The organism is Endozoicomonas sp. ALE010, from assembly GCF_049310165.1.
Lineage (GTDB): Bacteria > Pseudomonadota > Gammaproteobacteria > Pseudomonadales > Endozoicomonadaceae > Endozoicomonas.
The window spans coordinates 28,831-43,744 of the sequence record NZ_JBLYNV010000048.1 but is presented as its reverse complement, the minus strand read 5'-3'; the positions used below and the strand labels follow the sequence as shown (position 1 = coordinate 43,744).

The 14,914-nt window shown below is 49.9% G+C and carries 20 protein-coding genes; 5 read left to right on the top strand and 15 right to left on the bottom strand.

Going from position 1 to position 14,914, the window contains the following annotated elements; genetic code table 11:
• Positions 1-170 precede the first annotated feature (170 nt).
• The 6 genes from ACO6UY_RS17815 to ACO6UY_RS17790 are packed head-to-tail and all read right to left on the bottom strand — an operon-like array spanning position 171 to position 4,072.
• A complete protein-coding gene (locus tag ACO6UY_RS17815; RefSeq protein WP_422490793.1) occupies positions 171-2,237 on the bottom strand; it encodes a heavy metal translocating P-type ATPase in 2,067 nt (688 codons plus the stop codon).
• Positions 2,234-2,533, bottom strand: coding sequence for a hypothetical protein (locus ACO6UY_RS17810; RefSeq protein ID WP_422490791.1), 300 nt, complete (start codon positions 2,531-2,533; stop codon positions 2,234-2,236). The genes ACO6UY_RS17815 and ACO6UY_RS17810 overlap by 4 nt, the downstream gene beginning before the upstream one ends.
• Positions 2,520-2,831, bottom strand: coding sequence for a hypothetical protein (locus tag ACO6UY_RS17805; RefSeq protein ID WP_101749122.1), 312 nt, complete (start codon positions 2,829-2,831; stop codon positions 2,520-2,522). The genes ACO6UY_RS17810 and ACO6UY_RS17805 overlap by 14 nt, the downstream gene beginning before the upstream one ends.
• 5 nt (positions 2,832-2,836) lie before the next feature.
• The gene (locus ACO6UY_RS17800) at positions 2,837-3,190 is read right to left on the bottom strand and encodes a YtxH domain-containing protein (protein WP_101749123.1); all 354 of its coding nucleotides are present in this window, start codon (positions 3,188-3,190) and stop codon (positions 2,837-2,839) included.
• Positions 3,190-3,744 carry a hypothetical protein gene (locus ACO6UY_RS17795; protein WP_422490789.1) on the bottom strand — a complete coding sequence of 185 codons (555 nt, stop codon included), beginning with the start codon at positions 3,742-3,744 and terminating at the stop codon, positions 3,190-3,192. The genes ACO6UY_RS17800 and ACO6UY_RS17795 overlap by 1 nt, the downstream gene beginning before the upstream one ends.
• A complete protein-coding gene (locus ACO6UY_RS17790) occupies positions 3,737-4,072 on the bottom strand; it encodes a hypothetical protein (RefSeq protein ID WP_422450599.1) in 336 nt (111 codons plus the stop codon). The genes ACO6UY_RS17795 and ACO6UY_RS17790 overlap by 8 nt, the downstream gene beginning before the upstream one ends.
• A 141-nt stretch (positions 4,073-4,213) precedes the next feature.
• Between ACO6UY_RS17790 and ACO6UY_RS17785 the strand changes: the two genes are divergently transcribed.
• The gene (locus ACO6UY_RS17785; RefSeq protein ID WP_422450598.1) at positions 4,214-4,573 is read left to right on the top strand and encodes an HMA2 domain-containing protein; all 360 of its coding nucleotides are present in this window, start codon (positions 4,214-4,216) and stop codon (positions 4,571-4,573) included.
• Here ACO6UY_RS17785 and ACO6UY_RS17780 read toward each other — a convergent pair.
• From ACO6UY_RS17780 to ACO6UY_RS17755, 6 genes are all read right to left on the bottom strand, one after another.
• The gene (locus tag ACO6UY_RS17780) at positions 4,560-4,982 is read right to left on the bottom strand and encodes a hypothetical protein (RefSeq protein ID WP_422450597.1); all 423 of its coding nucleotides are present in this window, start codon (positions 4,980-4,982) and stop codon (positions 4,560-4,562) included. The genes ACO6UY_RS17785 and ACO6UY_RS17780 overlap by 14 nt on opposite strands.
• A gap of 83 nt (positions 4,983-5,065) precedes the next feature.
• Entirely contained in the window at positions 5,066-5,653 is a 588-nt protein-coding gene (locus ACO6UY_RS17775; RefSeq protein ID WP_422450596.1) for a sulfite oxidase heme-binding subunit YedZ, read from the bottom strand.
• Between the two features lie 20 nt (positions 5,654-5,673).
• Positions 5,674-6,711, bottom strand: a complete 1,038-nt coding sequence (gene msrP / locus ACO6UY_RS17770; protein ID WP_422450595.1) for a protein-methionine-sulfoxide reductase catalytic subunit MsrP — start codon at positions 6,709-6,711, stop codon at positions 5,674-5,676.
• A gap of 169 nt (positions 6,712-6,880) precedes the next feature.
• Entirely contained in the window at positions 6,881-7,708 is an 828-nt protein-coding gene (gene pssA, locus ACO6UY_RS17765; RefSeq protein ID WP_269676741.1) for a CDP-diacylglycerol--serine O-phosphatidyltransferase, read from the bottom strand.
• Between the two features lie 82 nt (positions 7,709-7,790).
• Complete coding sequence (locus ACO6UY_RS17760; protein WP_422490787.1) at positions 7,791-8,423, bottom strand: LysR family transcriptional regulator; 633 nt, start codon at positions 8,421-8,423, stop codon at positions 7,791-7,793.
• Between the two features lie 373 nt (positions 8,424-8,796).
• On the bottom strand, positions 8,797-9,516 hold the full coding sequence (locus tag ACO6UY_RS17755) for an aspartate/glutamate racemase family protein (protein ID WP_422450593.1): 720 nt from the start codon (positions 9,514-9,516) through the stop codon (positions 8,797-8,799).
• A 150-nt stretch (positions 9,517-9,666) separates the two neighbouring features.
• On the opposite strand from ACO6UY_RS17755, the gene ACO6UY_RS17750 reads away from it, so the two are divergent.
• Both ACO6UY_RS17750 and ACO6UY_RS17745 read left to right on the top strand, forming a co-directional pair.
• Positions 9,667-9,867: a YqaE/Pmp3 family membrane protein gene (locus tag ACO6UY_RS17750; protein ID WP_101749129.1), complete on the top strand. Its 201-nt coding sequence runs from the start codon at positions 9,667-9,669 to the stop codon at positions 9,865-9,867.
• Complete coding sequence (locus ACO6UY_RS17745; protein ID WP_422450592.1) at positions 9,864-10,517, top strand: DUF2959 domain-containing protein; 654 nt, start codon at positions 9,864-9,866, stop codon at positions 10,515-10,517. The genes ACO6UY_RS17750 and ACO6UY_RS17745 overlap by 4 nt, the downstream gene beginning before the upstream one ends.
• Before the next feature lie 86 nt (positions 10,518-10,603).
• Here the strand turns inward: ACO6UY_RS17745 and ilvC are convergent, their stop codons facing one another.
• On the bottom strand, positions 10,604-11,620 hold the full coding sequence (ilvC, locus tag ACO6UY_RS17740; RefSeq protein ID WP_101749131.1) for a ketol-acid reductoisomerase: 1,017 nt from the start codon (positions 11,618-11,620) through the stop codon (positions 10,604-10,606).
• 194 nt (positions 11,621-11,814) lie between these two features.
• Between ilvC and ilvY the strand changes: the two genes are divergently transcribed.
• Positions 11,815-12,699 (top strand): HTH-type transcriptional activator IlvY, encoded by an 885-nt coding sequence (ilvY, locus tag ACO6UY_RS17735; protein ID WP_422450704.1) that lies wholly within the window; start codon positions 11,815-11,817, stop codon positions 12,697-12,699.
• Between the two features lie 224 nt (positions 12,700-12,923).
• Here the strand turns inward: ilvY and ACO6UY_RS17730 are convergent, their stop codons facing one another.
• Positions 12,924-13,178, bottom strand: a complete 255-nt coding sequence (locus tag ACO6UY_RS17730; RefSeq protein WP_422490786.1) for a hypothetical protein — start codon at positions 13,176-13,178, stop codon at positions 12,924-12,926.
• A gap of 148 nt (positions 13,179-13,326) precedes the next feature.
• Complete coding sequence (locus tag ACO6UY_RS17725; RefSeq protein WP_422450590.1) at positions 13,327-14,211, bottom strand: hypothetical protein; 885 nt, start codon at positions 14,209-14,211, stop codon at positions 13,327-13,329.
• A gap of 87 nt (positions 14,212-14,298) precedes the next feature.
• Between ACO6UY_RS17725 and ACO6UY_RS17720 the strand changes: the two genes are divergently transcribed.
• The gene (locus tag ACO6UY_RS17720) at positions 14,299-14,493 is read left to right on the top strand and encodes a hypothetical protein (RefSeq protein ID WP_422450589.1); all 195 of its coding nucleotides are present in this window, start codon (positions 14,299-14,301) and stop codon (positions 14,491-14,493) included.
• Positions 14,494-14,914: the final 421 nt, after the last annotated feature.

Sequence of the window (14,914 nt, the reverse complement as noted above, 5' to 3'; positions counted from 1 at the left end):
AAACAACCTATTTTCAAACCGCACTTCCCGTTCAGCGATGATGATTCATAGTGCTGATCCGTGGATGACCGTTTGGGTCAGTCCGTGGAAGTGAGGCGCATTATACGCAATTGAATGACTTTGCCAACCCTCGGTTAGCACGTATACGACATTTCACTATTATGCAGTCGTTATCGGGGCCTCTTTAAAGCGACTGAGCGCCCAAGCACTGCCAGCGTTGTACCATTATGCAGTAACGCACTGACTGCCGGACTCAGCCAGCCCATGGCAGCGGCCAGCATGATGCCACTATTAATATACTCAGCCAGTTTGATATTACTTTGAATGGTCGACATCGCCAGCTGAGCCAGTTGCCGGGTTTCAGCAACGCCATAAAGTTTATCTTTCAACAGTACGACATCCGCAGCCTGTCTTGCCAGTTCAGTACCTTCACACATGGCTATACCAACATCAGCCATCGTCAACGCCGGTGCGTCATTGACACCATCCCCCACAAACATCACTTTTCGACCAGATGCTTTTAACTGCTCGACAATGGCTGATTTGCTGTCTGGCGTTACCTCTGCATATACCTGGTTCAACTGTAATTCATCACCCAGTATCTGAGCTTTGGCGACACGATCACCGGTAATCATAATCAGCTCATGAATACCGAGGTTACGCAGCTCACTTAGTGTCGCAACCGCATCTTCCCGAAGATGATCCTTTAACCCGATCATGCCAATGAGTTTCTTGTCATGGGAAATAAAGATCAGATGCCGCCCCATTTCCTCATATTTGATTATTTCATCTTCATAGGAGGTAAAATCTACGGACTCATGTTCTTCAAGAAAGTGGCGGCTACCCATCATAAGACAGTAGTCGTTCATAGTACTTTTGAGACCATGAGCTATAACATACTCAACTTCACCATGTTCAATATGCGGTAGATCGTGATGACAGGCAGCGTTAACAATAGCCTTGGATAATGGGTGATTGCTGTGCTCCTCAACGGAAGCTGCAATAGCCAATAGATCACGGCCTGTGTTGTTATTGCACAGAGGAACAACGTCCGTAACTTCCATATCGCTGTAAGTCAGTGTTCCTGTTTTATCAAATACACAGGTATCCACGGTCACCAGCTTTTCAATAGCACTTCCCCCCTTCAACAAAATGCCATTTTGAGCCGCACGGTACATGATGGATTTGAACGTTACCGGCGTGCTGAGCCTGAGAGCACAGGAATAATCCACCAGGAATACCGAGGCAACCCGATTAATATCCTGAGTGAGGGCAAACACGGCGGCTCCCATGGCCAGGGTAATGTTCACCCGGCGATCAGCCATATCCTGGGTAACCTGCTGGATTTCGCTTTTTTCACTGAGTGATTCATAAATCAGCTGGGCAATCCGGGCTGTGGTCGCCTCACTCCCTACCTTCTCAACCCGGACTGAAACCGTGCCATCGTGGACAGTGGTACCAGCATAAACCAGCGCACCTTCTTCGCGGCGGACAGGCACATTCTCTCCGGTCAACGTCGATTGATTAATAAACGCAGCACCGGATATCACAATGCCATCAGCTGGTATTGCTGAGCCCGGCTGCAGCTCAATCAGGTCGCCAACCTGCAATGCGCCTGACTGAATCAACTCCCGGTGACCAGCACCATTGATCCGCCATACCTCACTTTCCTGCGGACGCATCAGATCTGCCAGCAGCTGATCACTGTTACGACTGGTTTTCTGCTCCATATATTCGCCAAGGCTGATCAGGCTCTGGGTCATCATGGCGGTTTTATAATCGCCCCGCCAGAAAGAGAGCCCAATAGCAATGGCATCAAGCACCTCAACGGAAACCCTGCGCTCTGCAAGGTCAGACAAACCTTCGATCATGGCCGGTGCAATCAGCGCAGCAGTGGGCAGGCTTCCCCATTTATTTGGAAGTAATGCGGCCACCAGCGTTCCAAGGATATTCAGGGCGATATCACCACGGGTAAACTCATGCTCACTTTCTTCCTGCTCAGCTTCATCCAGATCAAGCTGAGATAAGCGGGCACTGATTATCTTTGCATCCAGCAGCTGTGTATCGTAGTGAACGACGATTGAACAGGCCGCTTCATTAATACGGATATTATGCAGTCCCTGAATACTCAACAACGCTTGCCTGATCCATGCACCGGTATCCGGGTATTCCTGCAATACGGCGATTTTGAAGCGAATGCGTCCTGGCAAGTGATGCTTAACCTGCAAAACAGTCATTTGTCGCCTTTGTGGAGATTGCGGTAATACTCAAGTTCAGCCTGAGTATCTTCCAGACGCTCTTTCAACTCTTCAACTTCTCCACAAACAGCAGACCAGGCTTTTTCTCCCGTGGTCGCCATACCCTCTCTGAATTTTTTATTCGAGAGCAGATAGGCAACAGCAGCCCCAGCCGCCAGCCCCATAACAAAGTGGGTTTTACTGTTCTGCTGACGGTAAGCTGGTTCCCGGCTTACGTCACCTGACTGAGAGTGGCCGTAGGCGTTATAGCCATAGTAAGGGTTATGACGGGTCATGCTTTTTACTGTCCAACAATTGATCCATTAAATAGAGGCCAGCGGTGCCTGCGGCAACCAGAGTCAGCATTGACAGGACTGGGCGGCCTGCCATCTTTTCCGCCGCATAAGTTGTCACGCCACTGACTGCGCCCGCCTGCAGGGCGGCTTTGACCGCCCCCCTGGCCAGCTCATGGGTATCCACGTCGCCCGCCTTATAGGTATTCCAGCGACTGATCACCGATGCTCCGCCACCCACCATGGCACCGGCAATCATTGCCCGGCTGGCGGTGCTGAGTTTCTTGTTTGCATTGCTCATCAGGATCACTCCGGTTGAGCGGGTTTCTCGTTGGCAGAGGCTTCTACCTCAACGATTTCAATCACCGGTTCAACATCTGGCTGCTCTTTTGGCGATTGATGTTTTTTTACCGACGCCTGAAAGCCCTGTTTACCCGCCGCATAGGTATCACGGAAAATTTCACCACCGGTGGTTACATTTTCCCGGACGGAATCAACCGTGTGACTGGCTTTTTCCTTAACAGCAGAACCGCTACTTTTGACCATATTGCCAGCGCCAGTCACCAAATCGACCAGCTTTCCACGCACCTTGTCATTGGTCAGCAAAAGTGTGGCAGCAGCACCAACCAGAGCCCCCTGCCAGAAGCGCTTATCATTCATTATCTGACTTCCTCTGAGTTATTGTGTTCAGCTGACTCCGGTGTTCCAGCGCCTGCCCCTTTCAGCATACTGCCGGCACCCGCCAGCATTTCCAGCAATTTACCACGCACATTTTCATTACCCAGAAGCAATGCCGCAGCTGCGCCGATCATAGCCCCTTTCCAGAATTCCCGGTCATTAACACCCAGAGTGCCCAGTAATTCTTTAAACATCCCGGCGTCTTCTCCCAGGGCATTTTCCACCACGGCCTGAGCCTGCTCAGTCAGTGGATGAGCGGGTGGAGGCGCACTTTGCGGTGACCTATCGGGCTGATAGCCTGGCCAGTATGGCGGTGGAGGCATCATGGCCGGGTGATGGTAATGGCTATGGGGGTAACCCGGGTGTCCATAATAAGGGTGAGGTGGCGGATAAGGCATTTGTCCCATTGGTGCGGCGGCATAAGGGTCATAGCCTGCGTATCCGTAGGCCCCGCTGGGCAGCATTCCGCTGGGCGGCATATTGTCATAGTGCCTGAAGGCTGACTCTTCCGCTGCCTTCTTTGCATCGTTACTCATGGCGACTTCCATCCAGTTCCAGACATCTGGCTATCTGATAACAGGCCTGTGCAGCATCGGCTTCAGATTCACAAAACAATTCATCAAGCCATTGTGGGTTAATGATCTCTGCATCGTAATCAATCACTATGCTGTCAGTGGCACAGTTTAGTATGTAATTCTTGAAGGCGGGAATATCAGAAAGCACCGTTTCGATATCCGCTGCTTTAAAACCTGCCAGTTTTGTCAAGATACCCAGCTTGTACTTAAGACGAATTCGCCCGGGAAAATGATAACCGATTGACACCCATCGCCGTAGCATCAGGGCTTGTTTGATGTGCTTTTGCATGGGCCGGAATATACCACCAATACAGAGGAAACAGCGGTGCGGTGATTGTACGACGAAAAATATTTACTCTTTTTTTGATTTAAATCAACAGTGATGATAGTGTCACGAATGATAATAATTATCAGTAACACTAAAGTACTTATGAATACTTACATTCATCAAACAAATCAAAGAGTTAGGATTCGATCTGACTATATTCGCCAGAATCCTGAAAATGTCAGCAGGCTTATTACCAAACTTGGCAAGATCAACGCCATACAGCGTGTGACCCATAAACGACATGCAGGCTCAGTGGCCATTCAATTTGATAACAACGAACTGGACAGTAAAAGCCTGCTGGATATTCTGGACAGTAATGGCTGGCTGCAATCGGATGGACGCCCCTCTTTTATTGAAAATGCCGTTGTTTCCGGCACAAAGACCTTTGCCAGAGGTATGGCTGGCCTGGCCTTAACCCGTCTGGTGGGCCCCTCAGTCAGCCGGGTTATTATGAGCTTGTAGTCCCAAATTTTTTAGCGGCACATTTACAGATGCCGTTGGCTTTTGCCGGACATTGCTTACAGGGTGGGCTTTTCAGGGGAAGGTGCAGTATGGACTGTTCACGCCGGGATTTTTCCACTGTCGGCTGTAGAGAATCAGAAGAGACGCCGAATGAAGCAAATGGTGCATCGTTGCCTTCCTGAAACCAGGATATCAATGGATTGCATGGCGCAGCCAGTTCTCTGGCAGCGCTGACGACAGCATCCTGAACAATGGACTTTACCTCAGGTGAGAACACCTGAACCTTTTCTGCAACACCAACACTTTGTCTTTCAGCCAGTGCCTGCAGTTGCATCCATGATCTGGTTTGCAGTTTGGCTGACTTTTTACCGAGTTTTTTTAGTTTTTTTAATGCACTACTCGAACTCATGTTTCAGTCTCCCGATACAGCAGACCGAACACTACCACAATGCAAATAAAAATGAATCTTATTTACAATACATGAAAATATAGCTACCGCTTTCTGCCAAAAGAAAACACCCGGGTCCTCAGCAGCAGCAGGATCGCCAGTAAAGCGCCATAAATGACAGGTTCCGTATAGTCACTTTTAACCAGCCAGAGAAAATGAATAACCGCAAGAACAGCAGCAACGTAGACCAGTCGATGCAATTGAATCCACTGCTTACCCAGCCGCTTCATCATTTTTTTTGTTGAAGTCACACCCAGCGCAACCAGAATCGATAGTGAAAAAGCACCGACAATAATATAAGAACGCTTATAAAGGTCTTCTAACAGTGTCTGCCATTCCCAGGACAGCATAAAAGCCAGGTAAGCCAATAGATGCAAAACCGCATAGAACAAGGCGAATAACCCCAGTATCCGCCGGAACCGGATCAGTTTTCCTATACCCGTCAGCCGTCGTGCTGGTGAGATAGCCAGCGATAAGAGCAAAAATATTAATGCCCACTCTCCCAGCCCGTGGGTGAGAGCGCTGGCAGGGTCTGGCCCCAGATTGTTTTCCAGAGCCTTCATGATCAGATCGGCTAATGGAAAAAGGCTGAGAGGAAATACAGCAAGCTTGATGTTGGCAACCCGATCCATAGCCCTATCCTTTTTACAACTCAGTAAAAGCGTGTTAAATCCATGCCCTTGTATAAGTCAGCAACTTCTTCGCCATAGCCATTAAAAGGCTGAGTCTCAATCCGGTTAGGTGCCAGCAGTGTACTTGGCAACCGTCGTTCATGTTTCTGGCTCCAGCGAGGGTGATCAACCGCAGGGTTTACATTGGCATAGAACCCGTACTCCTGAGGTGCGGAGGTTTCCCAGGTGGTTTTCGGCTGCTGTTCGGTCAGACGAATTTTCACTATGGATTTGATGCTTTTGAAACCATACTTCCAGGGTACCACCAGCCGGAACGGCGCACCATTCTGATTGGGTAAGATATCGCCGTATAGCCCGGTCGCCATCAGGGTTAGCGGGTTCATGGCTTCATCGATTCTCAGCCCTTCAACATAAGGCCAGTCCAGAGAGCCAAAGGATGCCTTCTGCCCTGGCATCTGCTCAGGGTCATGCAGTGTGGTGAACTCGACAAAACGGGCTTTGGACGTCGGCTCAAACTGCTTAAGAATATTAGCCAGCGGGATACCAATCCAGGGGATAACCATGGACCAGGCTTCAACACATCGCAGCCGGTAGATGCGCTCTTCCATCGCATGAGGCTTGAGAATATCTTCCAGATGGTAGCGACCAGGCCTGGCAACCTCACCTTCCACCACCACTGACCATGGATCGGTTTTCAGAGAATGAGCATTCCTGACCGGATCACCTTTCCCTGTGCCAAACTCGTAAAAGTTATTGTAGGAAGTAACCACTTGATGTGGTGTCAATGCTTCAGTTGTCGTGTAAACGTCAGAGTTAAATGCAAGAACCTGCTTTTTTAGCCATTCGGGACCCGGCTGAGAAGGAATAACACCGTCTTGTGGTTGTTTACTGATGGCTTTGGCTTCGCCCTCCTGGGAGCACCCTGCCAACATCAACCCCAGCCCGGCCAGGGCAAAACGCCCGGACTGCTGCATAAAACGTCGTCGGTCATGATAGATATGCTCGGGTGTAATTTCACTACTGCCGATATCTGAGCGTTTTTTTATTTTCAGTAGCATGATATCTCCTTACCAAACACTGCTTATATTACGGTCATTCTGGCGAGGCGATCACATGAAAGGCCGCATTTCCACATAATGCCAATGGATATTGCCGAGCTCAAGCATCCATCTCTCGCAGGTATAAAAAAAGCCAGCAATGCCGGCTTTATCAAGAAGCTAAGAGAAACTAAACCGTTTGATCACTCTTGTTGTCACCAAGCCGCCAGATCGCGGTAATCGGGCCAGAGCAGGCATACGCCAGAAAGATCATCAGCAGTGTACGGGGCGGGTCCATAAACACCACGGCAAAGGCCAGAACCATCGCCAGCAGGAACACAAAGTGTACCCGACCTCTCAGATCAATCTTCTTGAAGCTCTGATAACGAATATTGCTGACCATAAGGACACCAGCCCCACCGGTAATCAGCGCACCAAGTATGGCAATGAAGGTGGACTCACCATCCAGGCCAAAGTCACTTAGTGCCCATACCATACCAATCACTACCGCTGCCGCCGCCGGACTGGCCAGGCCGGTAAAGTAGCGACTGTCAGTGACTTCAATCTGGGCATTAAACCGCGCCAGCCGAAGGGCTGCACAAGCCGCATAGACAAACGCAATCATCCAGCCAAACTTGCCAAGATCCTGCAGCGCCCAGCTGAAGACCACCATGGCCGGGGCAACACCAAAGGTGACCATATCCGCCAGGCTGTCATACTGCTCACCAAACTTGCTCATGGTGTTGGTCATCCTGGCGACACGACCATCCAGACCATCCAGAATCATGGCGACAAATACGGCAATACAGGCCAGGGAAAAATGCCCCGCCTGTGCAGCGATAACGGCGTAAAAACCACAAAACAGGTTGCCGGTGGTGAAAAGATTGGGTAACAGGTAGATCCCTTTGCGACGAATCGCCTGTCCTTCTTCAATCACTTCTTCTTCGTGCTCGTCTACAGGAAAAAAACCGTCGACGGCATCTTTATTACTCTCCGGCTTTTCCATTTTCTCAGTCATTAGTGCATCTGCTCATCATTACAGAATCATCGTGAGACTGTATCACGAATACGCTTTTTGAGGGACACCGTCAGATCAAACATTAGGTCAGTAACCACCCTCGCTGACATCGTTTACCAAGTGCCGACCAGAACCGCTCAGCGCCAGCGTGCAGACGAACATCATTTCGGTAAAGCTTGATTTCAATAGAGCCCCAATACTTCTCCCGCTGATCCAGACCGGCAAAGTCCACCAGCTGGCCACTGGCCAGCTCATCAACAATGGCATAACCCGGCAGCCAGGCAATGCCCCCACCTTTGAGAGCCATCACTTTGAGCAGGTTGGTCAGGGACGATTCCATCACCGGCTGGAAACGGGGCAGGTTGTCGATCTTTCTCAGCAGGCCGTTCACCTGACGCCCCATAAAGGCCCCGGGACTGTAACCCAGCAGCGGAATCGACCCGAGCTGACCACTCAGGCGAAAGAGTGGTTGTACGCCGTCGTCCATCTGGCGCAACAGATTGCGCGCCGTGGTATGAAACAGCCGACCTTCGGGGGTCAGTGCCAGGGGTGTTGTGGTGCGGTCGATGAGTTCCACCCCCAGGGCGTGCTCAAGGCTGCGAATGCGACGGCTGAAAGCGGGCTGAGTGACATTACGATGCTGCGCCGCACGGGAAAAATTCCGCAGCTCGGCCAAAGCCAGAAAATCTTCCAGCCATTTAGTTTCCAGATTCATCCTGTTTCAACTTGCTGAATGGTCGGCGGCAAGTCTGACACAAAACAGTGAGCAAGAAATACAGACAGAAGACAGCGACTTAGGGCCTGTTGACGTTTCGTTGCGTGCTCAGCGTATCAGGGCGCTCCTATGACGAGGCGCGGCATTGCAGGAAGGCTGGTTGCCTTTCAAAATGCCGCAACGAAGTCATAGGGGTGCCCTGATACGCCCGAAGGGTGGCTCAGAAAGGCGCCATCTGCTTTGTCAGACTTGCTTGACGTAGAATAACTACGCGCTGCACAAGTCTTTCGCGCATCTGACGCCTTTCTGAGCCACTGAGCACGCAACGAAACGTCAACAGGCCCTAATAAACGCTGCCTTTTTGCTCTGCGGGTTACGCCGCCTGTTTTTCGCCCAGGTAATGATTGTCGTGACCGGAGTAATACCAATCGACACAGGCTCTGGCTAACAGCTCGGTGGCGTCAATGCACCGCTCAGGTTGCTGTTGTGCGATGTTGGCCAGCCCAATGGGAATTTCTGTGCAACCGAGGATAACGGCTTCGGCACCACCAGCAAGCAGGCCATCAAACACCATTTGCATACCCCGTGAGCCTTGTTCCGGGCGACCGGCTTTAATGTCGTAAATCGCAGTCATTAGCTGTTGCTGGGCGAGATCGTCCGGCACTTGGTACTCTCCACCCAAAGCACCGATACGCTGTTTATAAATCTCCGCTGCCACGGTGGCGTTGGTTGCCATCAGGCCCACATTGGTGATGCCGCGCCGGACAAGCTCCTGACACACAACATCGATAATGCTGATCATTTTTACCGTGCTGTGCGCTTGCAGGGCACCAAACCAGTAATGCGCAGTATTGCAGGGAATCACGATGCACGTTGCACCAGCGTTTTCCAGCCGCTTTAAGCCCTGCAACAAGGATGGCAGAGGGTCTTTGCCGCCCTGCAAAATGCAGGCACTGCGATCAGGTATTTGCGGTACGTTATGTACCAGCATCGGCAAATGCTCCTGATCGCTGTTCGCCAGACTCAGGGCAATCACTTTCTGCATAAAATCCACGGTAGCCAGCGGCCCCATTCCCCCAAGGATACCCAGCATTGCTATGCTCCCAACCATAACGGGTTATTGAGCACAGTGTTTGCCAAACCACCATGGGTTGTGAAATGCTGAAAATGGCCGGTTTATGCCGAAAAAGCATTGTGATACAAAATCGGGCCATAGTTATATTAGTGAACAGGTTGACAGGTTATGCGCTATTTTCTGGCCATTATTTTACCGCCGCTGGCTGTACTACTCTGCGGTAAGCCATTTCAAGTGATCTTGAATATTATCCTTACCTTATGTGCCTGGTTGCCGGGTGTTATCCATGCGTTGTTTGTGGTGAATAGCCATTTGGCCGACAAACGCAACAAAGAACTGATCGACGCCATTGAGAAGAATCACCGATGAAAATTGCAACACTGAAGACAGCCATCCTGTTCGTAGCGACGCTCCTGCTGGCCGGTTGCCAGAGCACTTATTACAGCGCCATGGAAAAAGTAGGCATCCATAAGCGCGATATTATGGTGGATCGCATTGAAGATACCCAAACTGCACAGGAGCAGGCACAGGTGCAATTCCAAAGTGCACTGGAGCAGTTCCAGAGTGTTATCAACTTTGAGGGTGGCGACCTGGAAGCCGCCTACAATGACCTGAACTCAGAATACCAGGACAGCCTGGCCGCTGCAGAGCGAGTAAGAGACCGCATTGCCAGCGTTCAGAGTGTGTCTGATGCACTGTTTGACGAATGGGAAGACGAACTCACTCTCTACAAGAGCGATAGTCTGCGCAGAGCCAGTGCCCAGAAGCTGAAAGACACCCGACGTCAGTATCAGCGTATGATGGTCAGTCTGGAAAAATCTGAACAACGGATGCAGCCGGTGCTGGATGCCTTTCAGGATCAGGTGCTTTATCTAAAGCATAACCTGAATGCCCGGGCCATCAGCGCATTGAAAGGGGAGTTCAACACCATCAAGGCGGATATTGATCGCCTGATCAGTGATATGCAGGTTTCCATTGACCAGTCACGGCAGTTTATTCAAGCGCTCAAGCAGCCCTGATTTTCGGCTCTTTATCTTCAACGAAAAACAGGATATTTCTTGCGAAATATCCTGTTTTTTCAAGCGACAACTCTAACTACCCATTCTTAGTTTTTCTCTTTATCAACCAGCTTGTTCGCGGTGATCCAGGGCATCATTTCCCGCAGCTGGGCACCCACCTTCTCAATCGGGTGGGCCGCATTGTTGCGACGATAGGCGGTCATGGATGGATAATTCAGAGCACCTTCAGAGATAAACTTCTTGGCATACTCACCGTTCTGAATATCTTTCAGCGCTTCACGCATTGCCTTGCGGGACTCGTCGTTGATCACCCGTGGGCCGGTCACATACTCACCGTACTCCGCATTGTTGGAGATGGAGTAGTTCATATTGGCGATACCGCCTTCGTACATCAGGTCAACAATCAGCTTGAGTTCGTGGAGACACTCAAAGTAAGCCATTTCCGGTGCGTAGCCCGCTTCCGTCAGGGTTTCAAAACCGGCCTTGACCAGCTCAACAGCACCACCACAAAGCACGGCCTGTTCACCAAAAAGGTCGGTTTCCGTTTCATCTTTAAACGTCGTTTCGATGATACCGGTACGACCACCGCCGACACCTGACGCGTAGGAGAGCGCAACGTCTTTGGCCTGGCCGGAAGCGTCCTGGAAAATAGCAATCAGGTCTGGGATGCCGCCGCCTTTAACGAACTCTGAGCGCACAGTATGGCCCGGTGCCTTGGGGGCAATCATGATGACATCAAGATCAGCACGAGGTACTACCTGGTTGTAGTGGATGGCGAAACCATGGGCAAAAGCCAGGGTCGCTCCCTGCTTCAGGTTCGGTTCAATCACCTCCCGGTAAAGCTGGGACTGGAACTCGTCCGGTGTCAGAATCATAACCACATCAGCCTGAGCGACAGCCTGAGGTACTTCTGCCACCAGGAGACCCGCTGCTTCCGCCTTGGCCCAGGAAGAAGAGCCCTTACGCAGGCCAACCGTTACTTCAACACCAGAGTCTTTCAGGTTATTAGCGTGGGCATGACCCTGGGAGCCATAGCCAATGATAGAGACTTTTTTGCCACGGATAATGGAGAGGTCACAGTCTTTATCGTAATAAACTTTCATCGAATAACTCCTGAAAGAAAACACCAGTCCGGTGGATTTAGGCTTGTTATTTACACAGCGGCTTCCCACAGTCACCGCTCTCCCAACGTGGGGTACACCATAACCGATAGGTGATTCTGCGTATAGTTGCATTTAGTGATATATTTGCAACTTAAAATTGCAAAATATGAAATAACCCTGATTTCCCTATGGCTATAGACCTTCGCCCTCTGAAACAGTTCCTCGCACTGGCAGAATCCCTGCATTTCAACAGGGCCAGCCTTATTTGCCATGTCAGCCCGTCAACCCTGAGTCGCAACATCAAGCAGCTGGAAGATCAGCTGGGGGTGACACTGTTTGAAAGGAACAATCGAAGTGTCTCGCTCACACCAAAAGGCAAACGATTTCAGGCTTATGCCCGTGAAGCGCTCTCGCAATGGGACATAATTCATCATGAACTGGTGGCTGGTGCCGGGGAACTTCACGGTTCATTGAGCGTGTATTGCTCAGTCACCGCCAGTTATAGCTTTCTCTATGAGATTCTCAGCCAGTTTCGACCAAGATACCCGGGCATTGAAATCAAACTGCACACCGGTGATCCTGAGCCAGCGATTCAACGGGTATTAACCGAACAGGAAGACCTGGCCATTGCCGCCAGGCCTGACAACCTTCCTGCCGGACTGGCATTTCAGCAAATAGCCGTTTCACCGCTACGGTTTATTGCCCCTGTTGAATCCCGGCTGGCAGAAACCCTTAACGCCAAATCCCTGCTGGTTGATGACTTTGAAGGCATTCCCATGATTTTGCAGGAACAGGGAATAGCAAGGCAAAGACTGGATGCCTGGTTTCAGGCTAATGGCAGACACCCACAAATCTATGCCCAGGTGGCTGGCAATGAGGCCATTGTCAGTATGGTCAGCCTTGGTTTTGGTGTTGGTGTGGTTCCTGAGATTGTCTTGAATAACAGCCCGCTGGCTGGAAAGGTTCAGGTATTAACAGTCAGTCCGGAACTTAGGCCTTATCAAGTGGGGCTGTGTGTACTGGAAAAAAAGTTAAAGAATCCACTGATTGCCGCATTCTGGCAGCAGCTATCCGAGTAAACGGGCTTGCACGTCACTGAATGAGTTGTTTTTTATAAAGGTAGAACGGCTGTATTTGGAAAATCCAAAAACAGGGGATGTTGCTGTGCAAGGGTGACTGGATTCTGGTTGTAGACGGAAGAGTTCTTCCATGCAGACCGTCTACGTTTGATGAACATTACGAACAGGCTGAGTCTTTGCGTAAGGCGCACTGATTCCCTTGATGCTGTTCGTTAGGTGACGTGTTACTTGCTGGCAAGGTGGTTAACGATTTGAATGAGCAACTCTTCGGTTTTGTCGAAACGGCGATCAACCGCGTCGAAACGGCGATCAACCGCGTCCAAACGGCGATCAACCGCGTCCAAACGGCGATCAACCTCTTTGAACTTCTCACGTTGTTCATTGAGGATCAGGGATACAACTCCATGAGTCGCTTCAAGGATTTTGTTGTTTTCCTGGAACGCATAGTCGAGAGCGTTTACCTTGGCTTCCAGTGACATAGGTACTACCTGTTTTTATTGAATGAGCCATGAACATAGCAGACTTTGAGAGATGGCACAGAGACACCTGACAATGTACTTATACGAACTCGTTTCGCATCAGCAACATATCCATTTGTGAAGCCATATTTGATTGCTACTTCTATCCTTAATGATGCCGTTCCGATGCACCAGAGCCGGGTGAGGGATCCTCCAGTTTAATCGTTATATGCAGGGAGTCATTTTGCACAATTTCAGGATTGCTCAGATCATTCAGCGCCAGGAATTTAGAAAAACCCCATCCGCTATTTACCCGCTTTTGCGGTTTTTGGAAGCCTGGCTTCTCCTCAGAGGCAAACATTCCCCCTGCACGTTTGGCAGGGTCATTTTGATCAATCAGAGACACCGAGATCATCTTATTCATTGGCCAGCGAATCTGCTCATCGTATTGACCTTTCCACACAGCAATATAGACCCCGAGATAACCTCTTGCACTGGCTTGTTCATAAGAAGAAAGTTGTCCGGACACACAGTAGCGGTCTGTTGTATAGACTGCAGGACAATAATGACTCTGATCTTTCCTTGTTGCGGCATCTGCCAGCCATGACTGGACCCCATCTATTCGCCATAAAAAAACGTCAACACATCTACCTGTATTATCAGACGACTCCATGGGAGACAAACTTCCAGCCGTTACGTAAGATCGCTGCAGGTTAGTCAGGTATCTTTGCTCGGCGGCTAAACTCTCGACAGCTGATTGCCGGGCACTTCGGAAAACAAAACTATTGAACTGTCGCTCCATGTTACCAGTGCGTTCCTCCAATCGATCAAGCCGCGTTCGCAATCTGTCGATGTTCCGATTCGCATTGCCTAAGCAGAGAACGGCTCTCGTCAATAATGGCAGCAGGTTCTCTGCATCTCGTTTCAATACCTGAAGCGTTCCTTGATCCAGTGCTTCATATTTCTGAGTCAGAGATTGTATCCTCGCACTTTGTTTTTTCTCTGAATTCATGAGTTGTGCTTGCAGCTCTTTTAGCTGCTTACCCTGCATCATTAATTTGGTGCTGTCGGGAATTCCATCACATTCATCCAGGTGAGATTTGACCTCCCGGTAAGGGCCTTTCCAGGTGCAGGCCGATTCATGGCAAGGTTCAAATGTGGTAGCAGAAGGGCATGGTATCTCTGTGTGCCCGAAACTGCGGGTTTCGGCAATGTCATCCACGACATCGGAGCCGTCAAGTGGACATTTGGGCATTTGAGTCAGGGTTCCAGGGCTGGAGGTCAACTGACAATCCCGGCACAAAAGATGCCCTTCTCCCAGACACTGCGCTATTGATGTTATCAAATGGTTTTCACCGCTGCATTGTATTTTTTTCGAAGGAAGACCCATTGAAAAACAAACGTTTCGATGAGAAAAAGTGGCCGTTTGGGATTTTTTCGGAACATCGGCAGGATCACTGGTATTAGCAGTGGCAATTGAAGCCTGGGCTGAAATCGGTGTCATTATGATTTCCTCTTTAACTGCCCTGGAATGTTTGACGACTGTTTTCAATATCACCCGATGACTTACAGCATGGGCAGTCTAGATCTTATCTGAGGTAGATCAAGTGTCTATTCAACATCCTGGCATAGCCCGATGATTGAGCTCACATATCTATTTTCAATCCTTGCAGTGGAATAATTCTTAACCTCCTATAGTATAAATTCTCGTGGTACCTATTGGGACATTCAGTTATGCAGTTATAACTATTTCAAGT

Excerpts from the sequence above, each read along its gene's own strand:
- ACO6UY_RS17780 (WP_422450597.1), bottom strand. The coding sequence starts at position 4,982 with ATGAGTTCGAGTAGTGCATTAAAAAAACTAAAAAAACTCGGTAAAAAG.
- ACO6UY_RS17720 (WP_422450589.1), top strand. The coding sequence starts at position 14,299 with ATGGCAAGGTTCAAATGTGGTAGCAGAAGGGCATGGTATCTCTGTGTG.
- ACO6UY_RS17760 (WP_422490787.1), bottom strand. The coding sequence starts at position 8,423 with ATGAATCTGGAAACTAAATGGCTGGAAGATTTTCTGGCTTTGGCCGAG.
- ACO6UY_RS17815 (WP_422490793.1), bottom strand. The coding sequence starts at position 2,237 with ATGACTGTTTTGCAGGTTAAGCATCACTTGCCAGGACGCATTCGCTTC.
- ilvC (WP_101749131.1), bottom strand. The coding sequence starts at position 11,620 with ATGAAAGTTTATTACGATAAAGACTGTGACCTCTCCATTATCCGTGGC.
- ACO6UY_RS17725 (WP_422450590.1), bottom strand. The coding sequence starts at position 14,211 with ATGATGCAGGGTAAGCAGCTAAAAGAGCTGCAAGCACAACTCATGAAT.
- ACO6UY_RS17755 (WP_422450593.1), bottom strand. The coding sequence starts at position 9,516 with ATGCTGGGTATCCTTGGGGGAATGGGGCCGCTGGCTACCGTGGATTTT.
- ACO6UY_RS17790 (WP_422450599.1), bottom strand. The coding sequence starts at position 4,072 with ATGCAAAAGCACATCAAACAAGCCCTGATGCTACGGCGATGGGTGTCA.
- ACO6UY_RS17745 (WP_422450592.1), top strand. The coding sequence starts at position 9,864 with ATGAAAATTGCAACACTGAAGACAGCCATCCTGTTCGTAGCGACGCTC.
- ACO6UY_RS17805 (WP_101749122.1), bottom strand. The coding sequence starts at position 2,831 with ATGAGCAATGCAAACAAGAAACTCAGCACCGCCAGCCGGGCAATGATT.
- ACO6UY_RS17800 (WP_101749123.1), bottom strand. The coding sequence starts at position 3,190 with ATGAATGATAAGCGCTTCTGGCAGGGGGCTCTGGTTGGTGCTGCTGCC.
- ACO6UY_RS17810 (WP_422490791.1), bottom strand. The coding sequence starts at position 2,533 with ATGACCCGTCATAACCCTTACTATGGCTATAACGCCTACGGCCACTCT.
- ACO6UY_RS17730 (WP_422490786.1), bottom strand. The coding sequence starts at position 13,178 with ATGTCACTGGAAGCCAAGGTAAACGCTCTCGACTATGCGTTCCAGGAA.
- pssA (WP_269676741.1), bottom strand. The coding sequence starts at position 7,708 with ATGACTGAGAAAATGGAAAAGCCGGAGAGTAATAAAGATGCCGTCGAC.
- ACO6UY_RS17775 (WP_422450596.1), bottom strand. The coding sequence starts at position 5,653 with ATGGATCGGGTTGCCAACATCAAGCTTGCTGTATTTCCTCTCAGCCTT.
- ACO6UY_RS17795 (WP_422490789.1), bottom strand. The coding sequence starts at position 3,744 with ATGAGTAACGATGCAAAGAAGGCAGCGGAAGAGTCAGCCTTCAGGCAC.
- msrP (WP_422450595.1), bottom strand. The coding sequence starts at position 6,711 with ATGCTACTGAAAATAAAAAAACGCTCAGATATCGGCAGTAGTGAAATT.
- ACO6UY_RS17750 (WP_101749129.1), top strand. The coding sequence starts at position 9,667 with ATGCGCTATTTTCTGGCCATTATTTTACCGCCGCTGGCTGTACTACTC.
- ACO6UY_RS17785 (WP_422450598.1), top strand. The coding sequence starts at position 4,214 with ATGAATACTTACATTCATCAAACAAATCAAAGAGTTAGGATTCGATCT.